Consider the following 15684-nt stretch of genomic DNA (forward strand, 5'->3'; position numbering starts at 1 on the left):
TGGCCAGAAGAGGCGCGATCGAATGAAGAAAGCCCATGATACCCCCGTTCACCGCCTGACGTTAGGTCAAGAGGGCGAACAGGACGTAAACCTGAGCCGTTGGGCAGCTAAGGGACATTCCCTATGACCGCGTTTACCGTCCGAAATCTTCTGGGCGGCAAAACAGCGTCAGTAGTGTAGCGTTGAGTACCCCACAGCGCCGCAGGTCCCCACGGCCTGTGGCGCTGTTTTTTCAGACGGCTTCGTTCAGCAGGGCGGCCTTGTAGTCGCCGACCCACAGGTTCCTGAACCGACGCGAACGCTCGGCGTGATAGATGTGGGCCAGTTCGGCGTAGGACCGGTCGAAATCTTCGTTCACCAGCACATAGTCGAAGGCGTCGCAGTGTTCGATCTCGCCCTTGGCGTTGGCCACGCGGCGCTCGATCACATCGTCGGCATCCTGTGAGCGAGTGACGAGACGGCGACGCAGCTCTTCCAGGCTGGGCGGCAGGATGAAGACGCGCACGGCGTCCTCGGGGCATTTCTCGGCCACGTCGCGCGCGCCCTGCCAGTCGATGTCGAACAGCACGTCGCGCCCCTCGGCCAGCGCCTTGTCCACCGGCCCGCGCGGGCTGCCGTAGCGATTGCCGTGGACGTCCGCCCATTCCAGGAAGGCGTCCTCGTCGATCAGGCGCTGAAACTCGTCATGGCCGACGAAGTTGTAGTCGCGGCCATCCACCTCGCCCGGCCGGATGCCGCGCGTGGTCATTGAGACCGACAGCTCCAGCCCGCCATGATCGGCCATCAACCGGCGGCACAGCGAGGTCTTGCCGGCGCCCGACGGACTGGCGACGATCAGGAGGACGCCCCGGCGGGGGCTGCGTTCATTCGACATTCTGGACCTGCTCACGCAACTGTTCGATGACGGCCTTGAGCTCCAGGCCGATTCCGGTGAGCGCGGTCGTAGCGGATTTCGAGCACAGCGTGTTGGCCTCACGCATGAATTCTTGCATCAGGAAGTCGAGTTTCCTGCCGGCGGGCGCCGAGGCCACAAGCTGACGCGCCGAGGCGACATGGGCGGTCAGCCGATCCAGCTCCTCGCGCACGTCGGCCTTGGTCGCAAGGGCGGCCGCTTCCAGGAAGATTCGGTCCTCAAGCCCCGGCGCATCGGGCGCCAGTTCGGAGATTCGACGGGTGAAGCGATCGCGGATAGCCTCGACCTGCGCCGCCGCCTCGCCTTCCGCCTGGGCGACCAGCCCCTCGATCCGAGCGATGAATTCGTCCAGCACCGGCGTCAGTTGCGCGCCCTCGTTCTGGCGTGACGCCTTCAGCGCATCCAGCGCCTCTTCGACCGTGCGGGTCATGGCCGCCTCGACCGCCGCCCGCGCCTCGGGATCGTCCGCCTCCTCGGGCGCCTCGATCACACCGCGCAGGGCCAGCAGGCCGTCAGCCGACGGCGGCGTTGCGCCGTCTTCAGCCAGTTCGTTCGCCAGCGTCAAATAGCGCGCCAGCACGGCGGCGTTGATTGTGACCGCCGCCTCGCCCGCTTCGGTTCGCTTGGCCTGAACGCCGATGGTGACCTGGCCCCGCGCGAACCGCGCCTGGCCGGCCGCCTTTGCTGCGCGCTCCAGCCCGTCGAAACCGTTCGGTCCCCGGAAGCGGACCTCCAGATTGCGTCCGTTGACCGAGCGCGCCTCGACCGACCAGGTCCAGCCTTCGCCGGCCCCGTCGGCACGGCCAAAGCCGGTCATGCCAGATAGCGTGCTCATCGAAGCCCCTGCGTCGCGCCGGCTGGAAGGGTGATCGTCGCCTGACCGTTCTCGACCGAAGTGGCGGTCGGCTCGCTCGTCATCGGCGCAGCACTGGTTCCCGGCGTGGCGGGCGGCGTCGCTTCCGGCGGCAAGCCCGCCTTCTGGCGCTCGATCTGACGCCACCGCGCGACGTTTTGCAGATGCTCGTCATAAGTCAGGGCGAAGGCGTGTCCGCCGGACCCATCGGCCACGAAGAACAGGGCCGGGTCTCCCGGCGGGTTCAACACCGCCTTGACCGCCTCCTTGCCCGGATTGGCGATCGGCGTCGGCGGCAGCCCGTTGATCTGGTAAGTGTTCCACGGCGTCGGGGCCAGCAACTCCGAGCGCCGGATGCCCCGTCCCAGCGGCCGACCCTTCGTCACGCCGTAGACGATGGTCGGATCGCTCTCCAGCCGCATCCCCGCCCGCAGACGGTTCGTGAACACCGCCGCGACACGCGGTCGTTCCGCCGCCAGCGCGGTTTCCTTCTCCACGATGGAGGCCAGAATCACAGCCTCTTCCGGCGTGCGCGCCACGGTCGCGGGCGACCTCTGGCTCCACAGCAGACGCAGGTTCTCGGTCGCCGCGCGCTGCATCCGGTCGATCACCGACTGGCGCGTGTCGCCGCGCGAAACCTCATAGGTATCAGGCCACAGGCTGCCTTCCTCAGGCGTTTCGGTGACCGTCCCGGTCAGAACGGCCTCCTTGTTCAGGATGTCCACCGCCTGCAACGACGACCAGCCCTCTGGCAGGGTCACGAAATGGCGCACCACCCGCCCCTCGACCAGCAGGTTCAGCACCCCGGCCAGCGACGTGCCGGACGGCACCTCGTATTCGCCGGCTCTCAGCCGCCGATCCGCGCCCGTCAGGGTCGCGGCCGCACGGAATAGGTCCGTCGAACGGATCACCCCCGCCGCCTTCATCCGCGCGGCGATGGCCGAGACGCCCGATCCGCTGGGCAGGGTGACGACCGTCGTCTGGCCCTGCCGCGCGGACGGCCCCGGCGCATAATAGACCGCCCAGACGGCGATCAGCGCCACCAGCAGGAACAGGCCGAAGGTCGCGGACGCGGTCAGTAGCGAGACCGTAAAGCCCGACCGCCCGCTGGATTTCTCGACCCGCCCGCGCCCGAACATCTCAGTCGACCTTCTTGAAGATCACCGAGGCGTTGGTGCCCCCGAAGCCGAAGCTGTTGGACATGGCCACATCGATCTTCATCGGCTTGGCGGTGTTGGGGACCAGGTCGATGGGCGTTTCCATCTCGGGGTCGTCCAGATTGATCGTCGGCGGCGCGATCTGATCGCGGATCGCCAGCACGCAGAAGGCAGCCTCGATGGCGCCCGCCGCGCCCAGCAGGTGTCCGGTCATCGACTTGGTCGAAGAGACGGTCAGGTTCTGCGCATGACCCCCGACCAGCCCCTCTATCCCCTTCAGCTCGATCCAGTCAGCCATGGTTGAGGTGCCGTGGGCGTTGACGTAGTCTAGGTCCGATGGCTGCAGACCAGCCCGTTTCAGCGCCGCCTTCATGGCCCGCACCCCGCCTTCGCCGTCCTCGGACGGGGCGGTGATGTGATAGGCGTCGCCGCTCATGCCATAGCCCACGACCTCGGCGTAGATCTTGGCCCCGCGCGCCTTGGCGTGGTCGTATTCTTCCAGCACCAGAATGCCGGCGCCTTCGCCCATAACGAAGCCCGCATGGCCACGGTCATAGGGACGCGACGCCTTCTCGGGCGTGTCGTTGTACGCAGTGCACAGCGCCTTGCACGCCAGGAAGCCCGCGATTCCGATCGGCACGACCGAGCTCTCGGCCCCGCCCGCCACCATCACGTCCGCGTCGTCCAGCGCGATCATCCGCGCCGCATCGCCGATGGCGTGGGCGCCCGTAGCGCAGGCGGTCACCGCCGCATGGTTCGGCCCCTTAAGACCGTGACGGATCGAAATCTGGCCGCCGGCGAGGTTGATCAGGGCGCTGGGAATGAAGAAGGGGCTGACGCGACGCACGCCCTGTTCCTTCAGCACGATGGCCGTATCGGCGATGGGGCCCAGGCCGCCGATGCCGGAGCCGACCATCACGCCGGTGCGCTCCTTGTCCTCGTCTGTTTCGGGCTTCCAGTTGGCGTCGGCCAGGGCCTCATCCGCCGCCGCGATGGCGTACAGGATAAAGTCGTCGACGCGCTTCCTGTCCTTGGCGGACATGATCTTCTCGGGATCGAAGTCGCCTTCGCCGCCGCCGCCGCGTCCATCCACGCTCGGCACTTCGCCGGCGATGGTGCAGCCATAGCCCGTAGTGTCGAACGACGTGATCGGGCCGATGCCCGAGCGTCCCTCGACGATGCCTTTCCAGCTCTTCTCGACGCCCCAACCCAGGGGGGTCAGCAGACCGATGCCCGTAACGACGACGCGGCGCATGGTGCGTGCTCCCTTATCTCCAGCCCGACCCTTCGGAATCATTGCGGATTCGCGCGGGTCAGAAACAGTAAAGGCCGCCGGGCGTCTCCGCTAGGAGCGCCGGGCGGCCCTGTGAACCGTCAGCCTGTTCGGCCGATATCGGCGACTGAGATCAGCCGGCCGACTTTTCGTCGATGAACTTGACCGCATCGCCGACCGTCTGGATGTGCTCAGCGGCGTCATCCGGGATCTCGATGTCGAATTCTTCTTCGAAGGCCATCACCAGCTCGACGTTGTCGAGCGAGTCGGCGCCCAAGTCGTCGATGAAGCTGGCCTTTTCGGTGACCTTGTCCGGATCGGCGTCCAGATGGTCGATGACGATCTTGCGAACGCGCTCGAGGGTGTCGGACATGAGTGTCTCTCTGCCTGTTTGAAATCGCCGTAGAGGCGGGGGTAGCTCAGAAATCGCCGTCTCACGGCAGCGAAGGCGACGCAAGCCCGAAAGCCCGAACCGCCGACGCATTCAACCCTTTAGCACAGGCTTTCGGGCTGGAAATAGTCTGTTGCGCGACGTGATAAGGGCCGCAGCCCTTAAATCATCGCCATTCCGCCGTTCACGTGCAGGGTCTGGCCCGTCACATAGGCGGCTTCGTCGGACGACAGATAGACGGCGGCGGCGGCGATCTCGTCGCCCGAACCCAGCCGGCCCGCCGGAATCCGGCTCAGAATGGTTTCGCGCTGCTGGTCGTTCAGCACGTCGGTCATTGGCGAGGCGATGAAGCCCGGCGCGATGCAGTTGACGGTGATGCCGCGCGAGCCGACCTCCTGCGCCAGCGACTTGGAAAAGCCGATCATCCCGGCCTTGGACGCCGAATAGTTGGTCTGGCCCGGATTGCCGGTCACGCCGACGACCGAGGTGACGCCGATGATTCGCCCCGAACGGCGCTTCATCATCCCCTTCACCGCCGCGCGGGTCAGGCGGAAATAGCTTTCCAGGTTGACGGTCAGAACTGACTGGAAATCCTCGTCCTTCATCCGCATCAGCAGGCCGTCCTTGGTGATGCCCGCATTGGCCACCAGGATGTCCAGGGCTGAGCCCGCCGCCGTTTCGGCCGCAGCGACCAGATTGTCGACCGATTCCGGGTCCGACAGGTTCGCCGTGGCGAAATGCGCCCGCTCCCCCAGCTCCTTGGCCAGATCCGCCAGCACCGCCTCGCGCGTGCCCGACAGCACCACGGTCGCGCCCTGGGCATGCAACGCCCGCGCCACCGCCCCGCCGATCCCGCCCGTCGCGCCGGTCACCAGCGCAGTCTTGCCTGCAAGATTGAACATCTGTTCCCTCTACTCTTTCCGTCATCCTCGGGCTTGCCCCGAGGATCAGGCGCTGTGCGGCGCCGATGTCGATAATGGCGCTCAGACGCCGAAGTGCGGACCGTCCGATCCTCGGGTCAAGCCCGAGGATGACGACCTAGGGCTTCACACCGATTTCGCGAACGCTTCCAACTCTTCGGGCGTATTCAGCGGCAAGGCCTCGGCGTCCGGCGCGATCCGCTTGGCCATGCCGGTCAGCACCTTGCCCGAGCCGATCTCGACAAAGCGCGTCACGCCGCCTTCGGTCGCCATCCATTCCATGCTCTCGCGCCAGCGCACCCGGCCGGTGACCTGTTCGACCAGCAGCCGACGAATGATTGCCGGATCGCTCTCGGGCCGCGCCAGGACGTTGGCGACCACCGGAATCACCGGCGCGACAATCTTCGCCTCGGCCAGGGCCGCAGCCATTTCGTCCGCCGCCGGCTGCATCAGCGGGCAGTGGAACGGTGCCGAGACGTTCAGCGGGATCGCTCGCGCGCCCAGTTCCTTGGCCTTCTCGATGGCCCGATCCACGGCGGCCTTCTCGCCCGAGATGACGATATTGCCGTTGTTGTTGTCATTGGCGACCACGCAGACGCCGATTTCCGAACCGGCCGCCGCCGCTGCTTCCGCCAGCGCCAGATCCGTCTTGGGTCCGATCAGCGAGGCCATCGCACCCTGCCCCACCGGAACCGCGCGCTGCATGGCCTGACCGCGCAGTTTCAGCAGCCGCGCCGTATCCGACAACGAGATCGCACCCGCCGCCGCCAGCGCCGAATATTCGCCCAGCGAGTGACCGGCCACATAGGCCGCGCTCGCCACGTCAAACCCGAACTCGGCCTTCAACGCCCGGATCGCCGCCACGGACACCGCCATCAGGGCGGGCTGGGCGTTCTCGGTCAGGGTCAGTTGATCCTCGGGGCCTTCGCGCATCAGCACCGACAGCTTCTGGCCCAGCGCCTCGTCCACCTCGGCGAAGACGTCGCGAGCGGATTGGAAAGCGTCCGCCAACGGCGCGCCCATGCCGACGGCCTGGCTGCCCTGTCCCGGAAACAGAAGTGCGAGGGTCATCGACCGCTCCCTGAATCATTGATCAAGAGCGCGGACCCGTAAGCCCAGACTTACCCGAGGGCAAGCGGAGGCGATGCGTGCTTTTGCGTCCGACAGTTTCCACGACCGCAGGGACGTGGCTTCGAGAGCGCGCCTAGCTTCGCCCGGATTTTCCCAGCAGCCGATCACGCGCGGCGTTGACGCGCATCGCCAGCCCCGCCGTGCCGCCCTGATCGGGATGTGCGCGGGCCATGGCGCGTTTCCAGGCCGCGCGGATTTCCGTCTCGGTCGCGGCTGGCCCGACGCCCAGCACGGCGCGGGCGTCAGCCTCGCTGATGGGTTCGGATCGGATGACCGGCCGCGTGCGGGAGGACCAGGCCAGATAGAGTCCTGCCCCTGCCAGCGCCGCCGCCGTCAGCCACGATCCACGAAACGCCGCCAGCGCGCCGCCCGCCAGCAGCACCGCGCCCAGTAGGGTCGCGGTCACGCGCCAGCGGGCGCGTCCGCGTCGCTCGGTCTGCCGGCCCATCCGCACCAGCGCCCAGACGGCGATCGCCGCCAAGGCCAGCCAGATCAAACCCATCAGGCGATCAGGCCGCCACGTCCAAAGGGCTGAGAACCTGCTCCAGGCCCATGGCCATCATCAGATTGCGCATCTCTTGGCGCGCAGCGACGTGGGCCAGGGACACCGCGACCGGCCGGATGTCGTTCGACAGGTCGGCCACCGTCAGGCCGAACGGGAACAGTTCGCGATAGATGACCCGGTCACGCAGGCCGGGACCGACGCGGAAGCCGACGCGCTTGGCCAGCTTGGTCATCCGTTCTTCCAGACGCTTGCGGTTGCGGGCCTCCGCGACGGCGAGACGATTGGTGACCACCAGCCAGTCGATCGTCGCGTGACGGCCCTGGGCGATGGCGCGCTGCTTGCGCGCCTCCCAGACGCTCTCGGAATAGATCGAGGGTTTCAGCAGTTCCAGGGTGACCGGATCAACGTCGCCCAGCAGGTCGAAATCGACGAAGCTGTCGTTCATCGGCGTCACGATCTGATCGGCGCGGGCGTGGGCGGCGTTCGAAACGGCCGTGTCGCCGCCGGGCGTATCGATCAGGATGCAATCGACGCCCCGCGCCGCCGCTTCGTCGAAGGCGCGCTCGAAGGTGGCGATCTGGTCGGCGACGTCCGCCTTGGCCAGGCCCTTGCCGTCGCCCATGTCGGGAATGAACGGCTGGGGCAGATCGTGCCCGTTCGCGGCCAGCCAGGCCAGACGATTGTGGAAGAAGCGCTGCATCGAACGCTGGCGCAGGTCCAGATCGATGATCGCCACCGAGCGCCCGGCATGCAGCAGGCCGGTCACGATGTGGATGGCCAGGGTGGACTTGCCCGCCCCGCCCTTTTCGTTGCCGAGGACGATCACATGCGGCTGCGTCATTCGAGGGAATCCTCTGTGCCGACCGCGCGACTCAGACTGCGCGGTCCTAGGTCCACAGAGACTCGGCCTCAAAGCGCCAAACGTCAACGGAACCTTAACGCAGACCTGTGGACGGCGAACCGGGGTCGGTCAGCTGTTACGCGCGCACCAGGCGTCGCCGACAGCGGCGGAGCGGCAGACCGCAGCGGCGGTTTCGGTGGATACCGGCCCGACCTTCAGCCGCGTCAGCCGACGGCCGCCCACCTCGACCTCTTGGTAGATCGGCGATAATCCCGACAGGTCTGACGTGGCCTTCATCCGATCCCAGGCCTGGCGCGCGCTGGCCGCACTGGAATAGGCGCCCAGTTGGATCGTTCGCCCGGTTTCCGGCGCCGCCGTGAGACTGGCGGGACGCAAGACGGGGGCCTGCACCCGCGAGATCGCCTCATCCGCCACGGCTTTGACAACGGCGGGCGAGGCAGCCCGGACAACCGCGTTCCGCAGGCCTGCATCTTCACCGACGGGGCGAAGGCCTGCCTGGACGTCTCGGGCGTCCCACATGGCGTGAGGATCCATGACCGCCACCTTGACCGGCGTGAAGCGCACAGGCCGCAGTCCGGCCTTTTCAGCCACGGCATGCGGGGTTTGGCGATCGCGGGCCGATAGCGGAATGTCGATCGCCGCGACGTTCTCGGCCATCATGCTGAATCGATGGGGATCGCTGTCCACCGCGCCGCAGCCGGCGGCGGCGAGGCTGCTGGCGAAGGCCAGGGCGATCAGAACTGGACGGGTCGCTTCTGCGGGCGTCATAAGCACGACCCTAGAGCCCAGAATTTGCGGTCTGGTGCATCAACAGGCTTAAGCGGAAAGGTTAATCGCTTCATCATGATAGACGCCGCCCTCCTCCCCGTCGTCCGCACCGTCGCCGACCTGCGGGCGATCGTCCGGGACTGGAAACGTCAAGGCCTGAGCGTCGGCATGGTTCCGACCATGGGCGCCCTGCACGAAGGCCATCTGACCCTGGTGCGCGAGGCCGCACGCCGCGCCGACCGCGTCGTCGCCTCCAACTTCGTCAATCCGACCCAATTCGCGGCGCATGAGGATCTGGGCAAATATCCCCGCCAGCAGGAGGAAGACGCCCTCTTGCTGTCCGGCGCCGGCTGCCACCTGATGTTCGCGCCCTCAGCCGATGAAATGTATCCGGAAGGCTTTGCGACAGCCGTCGCCGTCACCGGCCCGGCGCTGGGTCTGGAAGGCGATTTCCGGCCACAGATGTTCGGCGGGGTCGCCCTGGTCGTCACCAAGCTGTTCAACCAGGTCCAGCCCGATGTCGCGGTCTTTGGCGAGAAGGACTATCAACAGCTGATGGTCGTACGTCGGTTCGTGCGCGATCTGGACCTGCCGGTCGAGATCGTCGCGGCGCCGACGGAGCGGGACGGCTGGGGCCTGGCCCTTTCGTCACGCAACGCCTATCTGTCGGAGGCTGAGCTTGAGACCGCCCGCCGGCTGAACGGCATTCTGGCGGAGGCCGGCGTCCATGCCTCGAGCGGCCGCCCCCTGCCCGGCGTCGAGCGTGAAGCCTATGCCGCCCTTTTGAAAGCCGGGTTTGATCGGGTCGATTACGTCGCCATTCGCCACGCCGAGGACCTGACGCCGTTCCGCAACGACATCGTCGACGCCCCCGCCCGCATCCTGGCCGCCGCCTGGCTGGGCAAGACGCGACTGATCGACAATATGGCGGTCTGAAACGAAAAGGGCCGCATCCGTTCGCCGGATGCGGCCCTGTCAGATCATCCGATCGCGCCGACACAACCCTCGGCGTCGCCCGGCGCCAAGTCGGCGTCGGTCAGGGCGATGGTCCAGCCGTGATGGGTGTTCAGGCCCCAGCGCCGCGCGCCGCCGCCGTCGCCCGCATCGCCGCCCGCGGTGACCACCACGCGTCGGCCCTTGGGCAGAGCCGGCGGATCGATCTTGCCGACCGCCAGCGATGTCGGGGTCTCGCCGCCGTAGCCGTCGAAGACGCTCAGCATCGACCACTCGCGCCGCAGGCCCATCCACCAGGCGTCCTCGGTATTGATCGCCAGCACGGCAATCCCGTGGCCCTCGGCGGCGAAGGCCAGAGCCTTTTGCGGATCGCGCACCATCTTGATGTCGGCGGCGGCGCCGAAGCGCAGGCGCGCGCCGTCATAGGCGCGGGTCGGTTCGATCGGGGCCCAGACCTGCACCTGAAGGCGGCCCTGGCGCGCCAGGCCCCAGCCGACGATCTCGCGCCACAGATGTTCGACCGCCTCGGCGTTCTCGGGCTTGGCCTGCTTGAGCATGCGCGAGAGGACGGTCTGCTCGCGATCGGGACGCAGCTTGGTGTGCGGGCCGGTGGGCGCGTCCTTGGCCCGGCCGACGGTGGCGGCGATGGCCAGGCGTTGCTCGAACAGCGCCAGGATCTGGTCGTCGATGCCGTCGATCTCGGCGCGCAGGGCGGCCAGCGCCTGCTGTTCGGGGGTCAGGTCGGCCATGTCAGGCCAGACTTGCTGAAGATTGGAATGGGGCATGGAAAAGGGCTTTCGGCATTCTGAGATTCGATATGTGCAGGAGCGAACAGCCGCTCTGATCCAGAGCGGTCGCCGGTGAAGCAGTCAGGGACGGAGTGCGCCCGACGCCTCAGCCGGCGTATCGAAAGCCGTAAAAGCCGTAGCCGAAATAGAGGCCGGAAACCGCGCGCGAACGGTCGAAAGAAACAGAAAGAGCGCGCAGGCGGGACATGGTCCGGTTCCGGTTTATGCGGATCGTGTTGCGACCCGTGGGTGTCTTAAGGACGCAAAGACCGTGCGCCGTCAACCCTCAGGGAAGCTCAACAGGACAAAACGCGTCTGATTATCGCCGGAATCCTGCAAGTCGTTGCGCAGAATCGACAGACCGTAAACCTCGGCTGCGCCGACCGGGGCGATGGCCGCCCGTGTGGGATCACCCGCTTCGGCGACATCGCGCGCCGCGCCTGCGGTATCGAAATGCTCGACCACCTCGACATTCAAACCGGCCAGCGTGTCCTTGCACTGGGCCAGGGCGATGGGGTGGCTTTCGACCGTGCGGATATCGGACAGACGCGCGCCGTCGATCGCCATCAGCGCATGACGGATCGGCCGCCAGACCTGGGCGACGGGCTCCACGCCAAGCGCACCGACCAGCGTCGCCGCCGGTTCGACCACGCCGATGGTCGAGTTCTCGACCGGTATCAGGGCGCAACCGCAGTCGCCGGCGCGCAGCGCATCCAGGGCCTGGGCGAAAGTTTCGAACGCCACAGCCTCGTCCCACGGACGCAAGGCCAGACAAGCCTCATGGCTGAACGATCCGGGCGCGCCCTGATAGGCGACCCGCCCAGGCTTCTCCTCAGTTGGAGCCGCTACTTGCATCGATCACTCCCTCGGTCTCGGATCGATCTGGCGCTGCCTCGGTGGCGTCGCCATGACCGGATCGGCCCGCATTTGGGGCACTGACGACGGTTAGGCCGCCGCTGACTGCGCCACCCGCCCGGCCTTCAGCCGCTCCGCGACCAAGAAGGCCAGCTCCAGCGCCTGATCGGCGTTCAGGCGCGGGTCGCAGTGGGTGTGATAGCGGTTGGACAGATCGTCCTCCGTCACCGCCTGGGCGCCGCCGATGCATTCGGTGACATTCTGGCCGGTCATTTCCAGATGGACGCCGCCGGGGTGGACGCCTTCCGCCTCGGCCACATCGATGAAGGTCCGCACCTCGCCCAGGATGCGGTCGAACGGCCGGGTCTTGTAGCCGTTGCCGGCCTTCAGCGTGTTGCCGTGCATCGGGTCGATGGACCAGATGACCTTGCGGCCCGAGGCCTTCACTTCGCGCATCAGCTTGGGCAGGCGCTCGCCCACCTTGTCGTGACCGAAGCGTCCGATCAGCGTCAGACGACCCGAGACATTGTCCGGGTTCAAGGCGTCGATCAGCGGCAGCAGGTCGTCGGCGGTCATGGTCGGCCCGCACTTCACGCCGATGGGGTTCTTAATCCCCTTCATGAACTCGACGTGGGCGCCGTCCAGCTGACGCGTGCGCTCGCCGATCCACAGCATGTGGGCCGAGGTGTCGAACCATTCGCCCGAACCGCCGTCCAGACGCGTCAGGGCGCTTTCGACGTTCAGCAGCAGAGCCTCGTGGCTGGTGAAAACCTCGACCCGGCTGAGGTCCGGATGAGTCTCAGGCGTAACGCCGACCGCCTCCATGAAGGCCAGGGCCTCGGTGATCTTGTCGGCCAGCTCGCGGTACTGGGCGCCGGCGGCGTTGTCTCCGGCGAAGCCCAGGGTCCAGCGATGGATGTTGTACAGGTCGGCATAGCCGCCGCCGGCGAAGGCGCGCAGCAGGTTCAGCGTCGAGGCCGACTGGTTATAGGCGCGGATCAGACGCTGCGGATCGGGCGCGCGCTCCTCTGGCGTGAAGCCCATGCCGTTGATGATGTCGCCGCGATAGCTGGGCAGTTCGACGCCGTCGATCTCTTCGAGTGGCGACGAGCGAGGCTTGGCGAACTGGCCCGCGATCCGCCCCACCTTCACCACCGGCTTGCGTCCGGCGAAGGTCAGGACGACCGCCATCTGCAGAATCAGGCGGAAGGTGTCGCGGATATTGTCTGTCGAGAACTCCTTGAAGCTCTCAGCGCAGTCGCCGCCCTGAAGCAGGAAGGCGTCACCCCGCTCAACCTGCGCCAGCTTCGACGTCAGGCGCCGCGCTTCGCCGGCGAAGACCAGCGGCGGCAAGGCGCGCAACTCGTCTTCCACTCGCGCAAGGGCGACGGGATCCGGATAGTCCGCCGGCATGTGCAGGGCGGTCTTGGTTCTCCAGCTTTCGGGGGTCCAGCGTGTCATCGCGCAAGAATAGGGCTTCGCGCCTATTCAAACAACGAAAAGCCGGGAGGATTTTGCCGCGAAATGTCAGTCTTCCGAAGAAGGCGACTTTTCCGCCGCAGCTTCAGCCTTGCGCTCAGCCTTCGCCGCCGCCTTCTCGGCCGCCTTCAGCGCTGCGGCGCGCTCGCGTTCCTGACGCTCAAAGCTGTAGTTGGGTTTGCGAGCCATCGGCGTCCTCGTCTCATATCTTGATCTTGCGGTGAAGGTGGCGATGCATTGGGCCGGACGCAATCGCCAAATCCCGCAACCATGCAAAAGCGGCTCACAACAGTCTCTCCTTGCGCGTCAAAATCTTGGCGGCGGCGTCGAAGGCGATGAACAGGCGGGCTAGAAGGGTCATAGGGTCTGAACGCTTGGCCCTATTCGATGTTCAGTCCCGCGAACCTTCGCCGCACCCGAAAGGCAGGCGCCCATGTCGACCCAACCCATCCTCCTTGGCGGTGTCGAAGCCGGCGGCACCAAGTTCATCTGCGGCGTCGCCGCCGCCGACGGCGTGATCATCGACCAGATCCGTATCCCGACGACGTCGCCCGACGAGACGCTCGATGCGGTCGCGGCCTTCTTCGTCGACACTCAGTCGAGGCACGGCCAGCTTTCTGCTCTGTCGATCGTCAGTTTCGGACCTCTGTCGTTGAAGCCCGGAGCGCCGGATTTCGGCGCCATCACCAGCACGCCCAAGCGCGGCTGGAGCGGCGTCAACCTGTTGGCCCGTCTAGGCCGTTTCCTCGATGTTCCCATGACGCTGGACACCGATGTGAACGGCGCGGCCGTGGGCGAACGCCTGTTCGGCAGCGGGCAAGGACTGGAGAGCTTCTGCTACGTCACGGTCGGCACGGGCGTGGGGGTCGGGGTGATGATCGACGGGGCGCCGCATGGCGGAGCGAACCATCCCGAAGCCGGTCATATCCGGCTGCCCCGCGCCAAGGGCGACGAGACGTTCTCGGGCGTCTGTCCCTTCCATGGCGACTGCCTGGAAGGCCTGGCGAGCGGGCCGGCGCTGCAAGCGCGCTGGGGCGCGCCGGCCGAGACGTTTTCTCACGATCATCCGGCCTGGCCGATGGCGGCGGAGTATATCGCCGGTCTGTGCACCAACCTGACCTACACGCTGCGGCCGGAGCGAATCATCATCGGCGGCGGCGTGATGCAGCCGCACATGTACGATCTGGTCAGACAGGCTCTGGTGAGACAGCTCGGTGGCTATGACGCCAGCCTGAAAGGTCTGGATACGAAGACCTACATCGCGGCACCGACTGCGGGCGTGTCCGCCGGCCTGATCGGCGCATTGGCCCTCGCCTACCGTTCCGTCGCGGGCGCGTGGCCCAAGGACTGGGGCGCGAAAGGCCAGGATGAGATCGAAGTGGAGATGGTGGACGCGACAGGGATTGAACCTGTGACCCCCTCGGTGTGAACGAGGTGCTCTCCCGCTGAGCTACGCGTCCTTGCCTTGCGGAGGCGGCGACATAGCCCGGTCGCCGGCCCCGCGCAAGCGCCTGTTTCAGATTCCGGCAGCGCGGACGCCTTCGGGCGTATCGGCTTCCGGGTCGCCCGGCAGCCAGGCGACGTGACCGTTGTAGATGTCCTGGTTCAGGATGCCCTCTTCCTTGGCGACCAGCACCGGCACCAGCATCTGGCCGGTCACATTGGTCGCGGTGCGCATCATGTCGATGATCCGGTCGATGGCGACGATATAGCCAATCCCTTCCAGCGGCAGGCCGGCGGTCGACAGGGTCAGGGTCAGCATGACGATGCTGGTGCCCGGCACGCCGGCCGTTCCCAGCGACCCAAGCACCGCCGTCAGGCCGATCAGGACGTACTGGGTCAGCGTCAGATCAATCTTGAAATACTGCGCGATGAAGATCGAGGCGATGGCCGGATAGATGGCCCCGCACCCGTCCATCTTCACATTGGCGCCCAGCGGCACGGCGAAGGCGGCATAGGCCTGGGGCACGCCCAGACGCTCCACCGTCTGTCGAAGGGTGATCGGCAACGTCCCCAGCGAGGATGAGGTCGCAAATGCGGTCTGCTGGGCCGCGAAGGCGCCGCGGAAAAAGCTGGTCACCTTCAGCCCGTGAACCTTCAGCAGGCCCGAATAGACGATCAGGATGTGGAACAGGCAGGCGGCATAGATGGCCAGGATGAACTTCACCAAGGGCAGCAGCGCCTCCCAGCCGTAGCCGCCGACGACCGATCCGATCAGGCCGAACACGCCGATGGGCGTCAGCTGGATCACCCAGCGCGTGATGCGGAAGATGATGGCCGCGCCCTCATCCACCAGACGCCGAACGCCCTGCGCCCGGTCGCCCAGCGCCACCAGCGCCATGCCGACCAAGGCCGAGAAGAAGATGATCTGCAGCACCTTGCCTTCGGCCAGGGCGGCGAACGGATTGGTCGGCACGACGCCGATCAAGACTTCCAACGGAGTCGGGATCACCCGTTCCTTGACCTCGCCCAGCGGCAAGTTGGATAGGCCGACGCCCGGATTGATGATGTGACCGAAGGCGAAACCGACCAGCACCGCCAGCAGCGACGTGATGGCGAACCAGAGGATGGTTCGCACCCCCAGCCGCACGGCCCCCGCCCCTTCCCCCAGCTTGGCGATGGAACTGGCGATGGTGAACAGCACCAGCGGCGCCACCACCATGCGGATCAGGTTAAGATAAACGTCGCCGATCGGCTGAAGCCAGGTCTCCGCCCGCTCGCGCAGGATCAGCCCGGCGATGATGCCGAGGATGAAGCCGGCGGCGGTCCGCTGCCACAGCGGGATCTTGAAAAAGCGAGCGAGCATGACGGCACTTTCAACAGGGGTGCGCCAAT

18 protein-coding genes and 1 tRNA gene are annotated in these 15684 nt (G+C 66.6%); 2 read left to right on the forward strand and 17 right to left on the reverse strand.

The features are described from left to right. Positions 1-232: 232 nt before the first annotated feature. The 10 genes from gmk to BLR19_RS03545 form a co-directional block, all read right to left on the reverse strand. Positions 233-874 carry a guanylate kinase gene (gene gmk, locus BLR19_RS03500; RefSeq protein ID WP_055808657.1) on the reverse strand — a complete coding sequence of 214 codons (642 nt, stop codon included), beginning with the start codon at positions 872-874 and terminating at the stop codon, positions 233-235. Next, positions 864-1748, reverse strand: a complete 885-nt coding sequence (locus BLR19_RS03505; protein ID WP_055808655.1) for a YicC/YloC family endoribonuclease — start codon at positions 1746-1748, stop codon at positions 864-866. Before BLR19_RS03505 ends, gmk begins: the two co-directional genes overlap by 11 nt. Next, on the reverse strand, positions 1745-2905 hold the full coding sequence (mltG, locus tag BLR19_RS03510) for an endolytic transglycosylase MltG (protein WP_091747238.1): 1161 nt from the start codon (positions 2903-2905) through the stop codon (positions 1745-1747). The genes BLR19_RS03505 and mltG overlap by 4 nt, the downstream gene beginning before the upstream one ends. Position 2906: 1 nt before the next feature. Beyond that, positions 2907-4178, reverse strand: a complete 1272-nt coding sequence (gene fabF, locus BLR19_RS03515) for a beta-ketoacyl-ACP synthase II (RefSeq protein ID WP_091747241.1) — start codon at positions 4176-4178, stop codon at positions 2907-2909. Positions 4179-4329: 151 nt separating this feature from the next. After that, complete coding sequence (locus BLR19_RS03520; protein WP_008264317.1) at positions 4330-4569, reverse strand: acyl carrier protein; 240 nt, start codon at positions 4567-4569, stop codon at positions 4330-4332. Positions 4570-4748: 179 nt separating this feature from the next. Further along, a complete protein-coding gene (gene fabG, locus BLR19_RS03525; RefSeq protein ID WP_091747244.1) occupies positions 4749-5489 on the reverse strand; it encodes a 3-oxoacyl-[acyl-carrier-protein] reductase in 741 nt (246 codons plus the stop codon). A 144-nt stretch (positions 5490-5633) separates the two neighbouring features. After that, positions 5634-6578 carry an ACP S-malonyltransferase gene (gene fabD, locus BLR19_RS03530; RefSeq protein ID WP_091747246.1) on the reverse strand — a complete coding sequence of 315 codons (945 nt, stop codon included), beginning with the start codon at positions 6576-6578 and terminating at the stop codon, positions 5634-5636. Between the two features lie 133 nt (positions 6579-6711). Beyond that, entirely contained in the window at positions 6712-7140 is a 429-nt protein-coding gene (locus BLR19_RS03535; protein WP_091747249.1) for a J domain-containing protein, read from the reverse strand. Positions 7141-7147: 7 nt separating this feature from the next. Beyond that, complete coding sequence (locus tag BLR19_RS03540) at positions 7148-7984, reverse strand: division plane positioning ATPase MipZ (protein WP_091747252.1); 837 nt, start codon at positions 7982-7984, stop codon at positions 7148-7150. 129 nt (positions 7985-8113) lie between these two features. After that, on the reverse strand, positions 8114-8773 hold the full coding sequence (locus tag BLR19_RS03545) for an SPOR domain-containing protein (RefSeq protein ID WP_091747255.1): 660 nt from the start codon (positions 8771-8773) through the stop codon (positions 8114-8116). A gap of 75 nt (positions 8774-8848) precedes the next feature. Here BLR19_RS03545 and panC point away from each other — a divergent pair, with 75 nt between their 5' ends. Then, positions 8849-9709 carry a pantoate--beta-alanine ligase gene (gene panC / locus BLR19_RS03550; RefSeq protein WP_091747258.1) on the forward strand — a complete coding sequence of 287 codons (861 nt, stop codon included), beginning with the start codon at positions 8849-8851 and terminating at the stop codon, positions 9707-9709. A 44-nt stretch (positions 9710-9753) separates the two neighbouring features. Here panC and BLR19_RS03555 read toward each other — a convergent pair whose 3' ends face one another. From BLR19_RS03555 to BLR19_RS14945, 5 genes are all read right to left on the reverse strand, one after another. Then, positions 9754-10476 carry a chorismate mutase gene (locus BLR19_RS03555; protein WP_231868790.1) on the reverse strand — a complete coding sequence of 241 codons (723 nt, stop codon included), beginning with the start codon at positions 10474-10476 and terminating at the stop codon, positions 9754-9756. A gap of 318 nt (positions 10477-10794) precedes the next feature. Continuing rightward, positions 10795-11370 carry a prephenate dehydratase domain-containing protein gene (locus tag BLR19_RS03560; RefSeq protein WP_066551688.1) on the reverse strand — a complete coding sequence of 192 codons (576 nt, stop codon included), beginning with the start codon at positions 11368-11370 and terminating at the stop codon, positions 10795-10797. Between the two features lie 90 nt (positions 11371-11460). After that, positions 11461-12831, reverse strand: a complete 1371-nt coding sequence (locus BLR19_RS03565; RefSeq protein ID WP_091747261.1) for a class II 3-deoxy-7-phosphoheptulonate synthase — start codon at positions 12829-12831, stop codon at positions 11461-11463. A 66-nt stretch (positions 12832-12897) separates the two neighbouring features. Then, entirely contained in the window at positions 12898-13038 is a 141-nt protein-coding gene (locus BLR19_RS14760; RefSeq protein WP_165116349.1) for a hypothetical protein, read from the reverse strand. 202 nt (positions 13039-13240) lie between these two features. Beyond that, positions 13241-13456 carry a hypothetical protein gene (locus BLR19_RS14945; protein WP_255366417.1) on the reverse strand — a complete coding sequence of 72 codons (216 nt, stop codon included), beginning with the start codon at positions 13454-13456 and terminating at the stop codon, positions 13241-13243. Between BLR19_RS14945 and BLR19_RS03570 the strand changes: the two genes are divergently transcribed. Continuing rightward, on the forward strand, positions 13364-14278 hold the full coding sequence (locus BLR19_RS03570) for an ROK family protein (RefSeq protein WP_255366500.1): 915 nt from the start codon (positions 13364-13366) through the stop codon (positions 14276-14278). The two genes, BLR19_RS14945 and BLR19_RS03570, sit on opposite strands and share 93 nt — an antisense overlap. On the opposite strand, the gene BLR19_RS03575 is transcribed toward BLR19_RS03570, so the two are convergent. Together BLR19_RS03575 and BLR19_RS03580 are read right to left on the reverse strand one after the other, a co-directional pair. Beyond that, positions 14235-14309 (reverse strand) — tRNA-Val (locus BLR19_RS03575). The genes BLR19_RS03570 and BLR19_RS03575 overlap by 44 nt on opposite strands. A gap of 56 nt (positions 14310-14365) precedes the next feature. Beyond that, complete coding sequence (locus tag BLR19_RS03580; RefSeq protein ID WP_045811292.1) at positions 14366-15655, reverse strand: dicarboxylate/amino acid:cation symporter; 1290 nt, start codon at positions 15653-15655, stop codon at positions 14366-14368. Positions 15656-15684: the final 29 nt, after the last annotated feature.

The organism is Brevundimonas sp. 374, from assembly GCF_900102995.1.
In the GTDB taxonomy this organism is placed as follows: Bacteria; Pseudomonadota; Alphaproteobacteria; order Caulobacterales; family Caulobacteraceae; genus Brevundimonas; species Brevundimonas vesicularis_C.

What these genes read in the sequence shown, in the direction of transcription:
- gmk (WP_055808657.1), bottom strand. Translation starts at nt 874, where the DNA reads ATGTCGAATGAACGCAGCCCCCGCCGGGGCGTCCTCCTGATCGTCGCC.
- BLR19_RS03505 (WP_055808655.1), bottom strand. Translation starts at nt 1,748, where the DNA reads ATGAGCACGCTATCTGGCATGACCGGCTTTGGCCGTGCCGACGGGGCC.
- mltG (WP_091747238.1), bottom strand. Translation starts at nt 2,905, where the DNA reads ATGTTCGGGCGCGGGCGGGTCGAGAAATCCAGCGGGCGGTCGGGCTTT.
- fabF (WP_091747241.1), bottom strand. Translation starts at nt 4,178, where the DNA reads ATGCGCCGCGTCGTCGTTACGGGCATCGGTCTGCTGACCCCCCTGGGT.
- BLR19_RS03520 (WP_008264317.1), bottom strand. Translation starts at nt 4,569, where the DNA reads ATGTCCGACACCCTCGAGCGCGTTCGCAAGATCGTCATCGACCATCTG.
- fabG (WP_091747244.1), bottom strand. Translation starts at nt 5,489, where the DNA reads ATGTTCAATCTTGCAGGCAAGACTGCGCTGGTGACCGGCGCGACGGGC.
- fabD (WP_091747246.1), bottom strand. Translation starts at nt 6,578, where the DNA reads ATGACCCTCGCACTTCTGTTTCCGGGACAGGGCAGCCAGGCCGTCGGC.
- BLR19_RS03535 (WP_091747249.1), bottom strand. Translation starts at nt 7,140, where the DNA reads ATGGGTTTGATCTGGCTGGCCTTGGCGGCGATCGCCGTCTGGGCGCTG.
- BLR19_RS03540 (WP_091747252.1), bottom strand. Translation starts at nt 7,984, where the DNA reads ATGACGCAGCCGCATGTGATCGTCCTCGGCAACGAAAAGGGCGGGGCG.
- BLR19_RS03545 (WP_091747255.1), bottom strand. Translation starts at nt 8,773, where the DNA reads ATGACGCCCGCAGAAGCGACCCGTCCAGTTCTGATCGCCCTGGCCTTC.
- panC (WP_091747258.1), top strand. Translation starts at nt 8,849, where the DNA reads ATGATAGACGCCGCCCTCCTCCCCGTCGTCCGCACCGTCGCCGACCTG.
- BLR19_RS03555 (WP_231868790.1), bottom strand. Translation starts at nt 10,476, where the DNA reads ATGGCCGACCTGACCCCCGAACAGCAGGCGCTGGCCGCCCTGCGCGCC.
- BLR19_RS03560 (WP_066551688.1), bottom strand. Translation starts at nt 11,370, where the DNA reads ATGCAAGTAGCGGCTCCAACTGAGGAGAAGCCTGGGCGGGTCGCCTAT.
- BLR19_RS03565 (WP_091747261.1), bottom strand. Translation starts at nt 12,831, where the DNA reads ATGACACGCTGGACCCCCGAAAGCTGGAGAACCAAGACCGCCCTGCAC.
- BLR19_RS14760 (WP_165116349.1), bottom strand. Translation starts at nt 13,038, where the DNA reads ATGGCTCGCAAACCCAACTACAGCTTTGAGCGTCAGGAACGCGAGCGC.
- BLR19_RS03580 (WP_045811292.1), bottom strand. Translation starts at nt 15,655, where the DNA reads ATGCTCGCTCGCTTTTTCAAGATCCCGCTGTGGCAGCGGACCGCCGCC.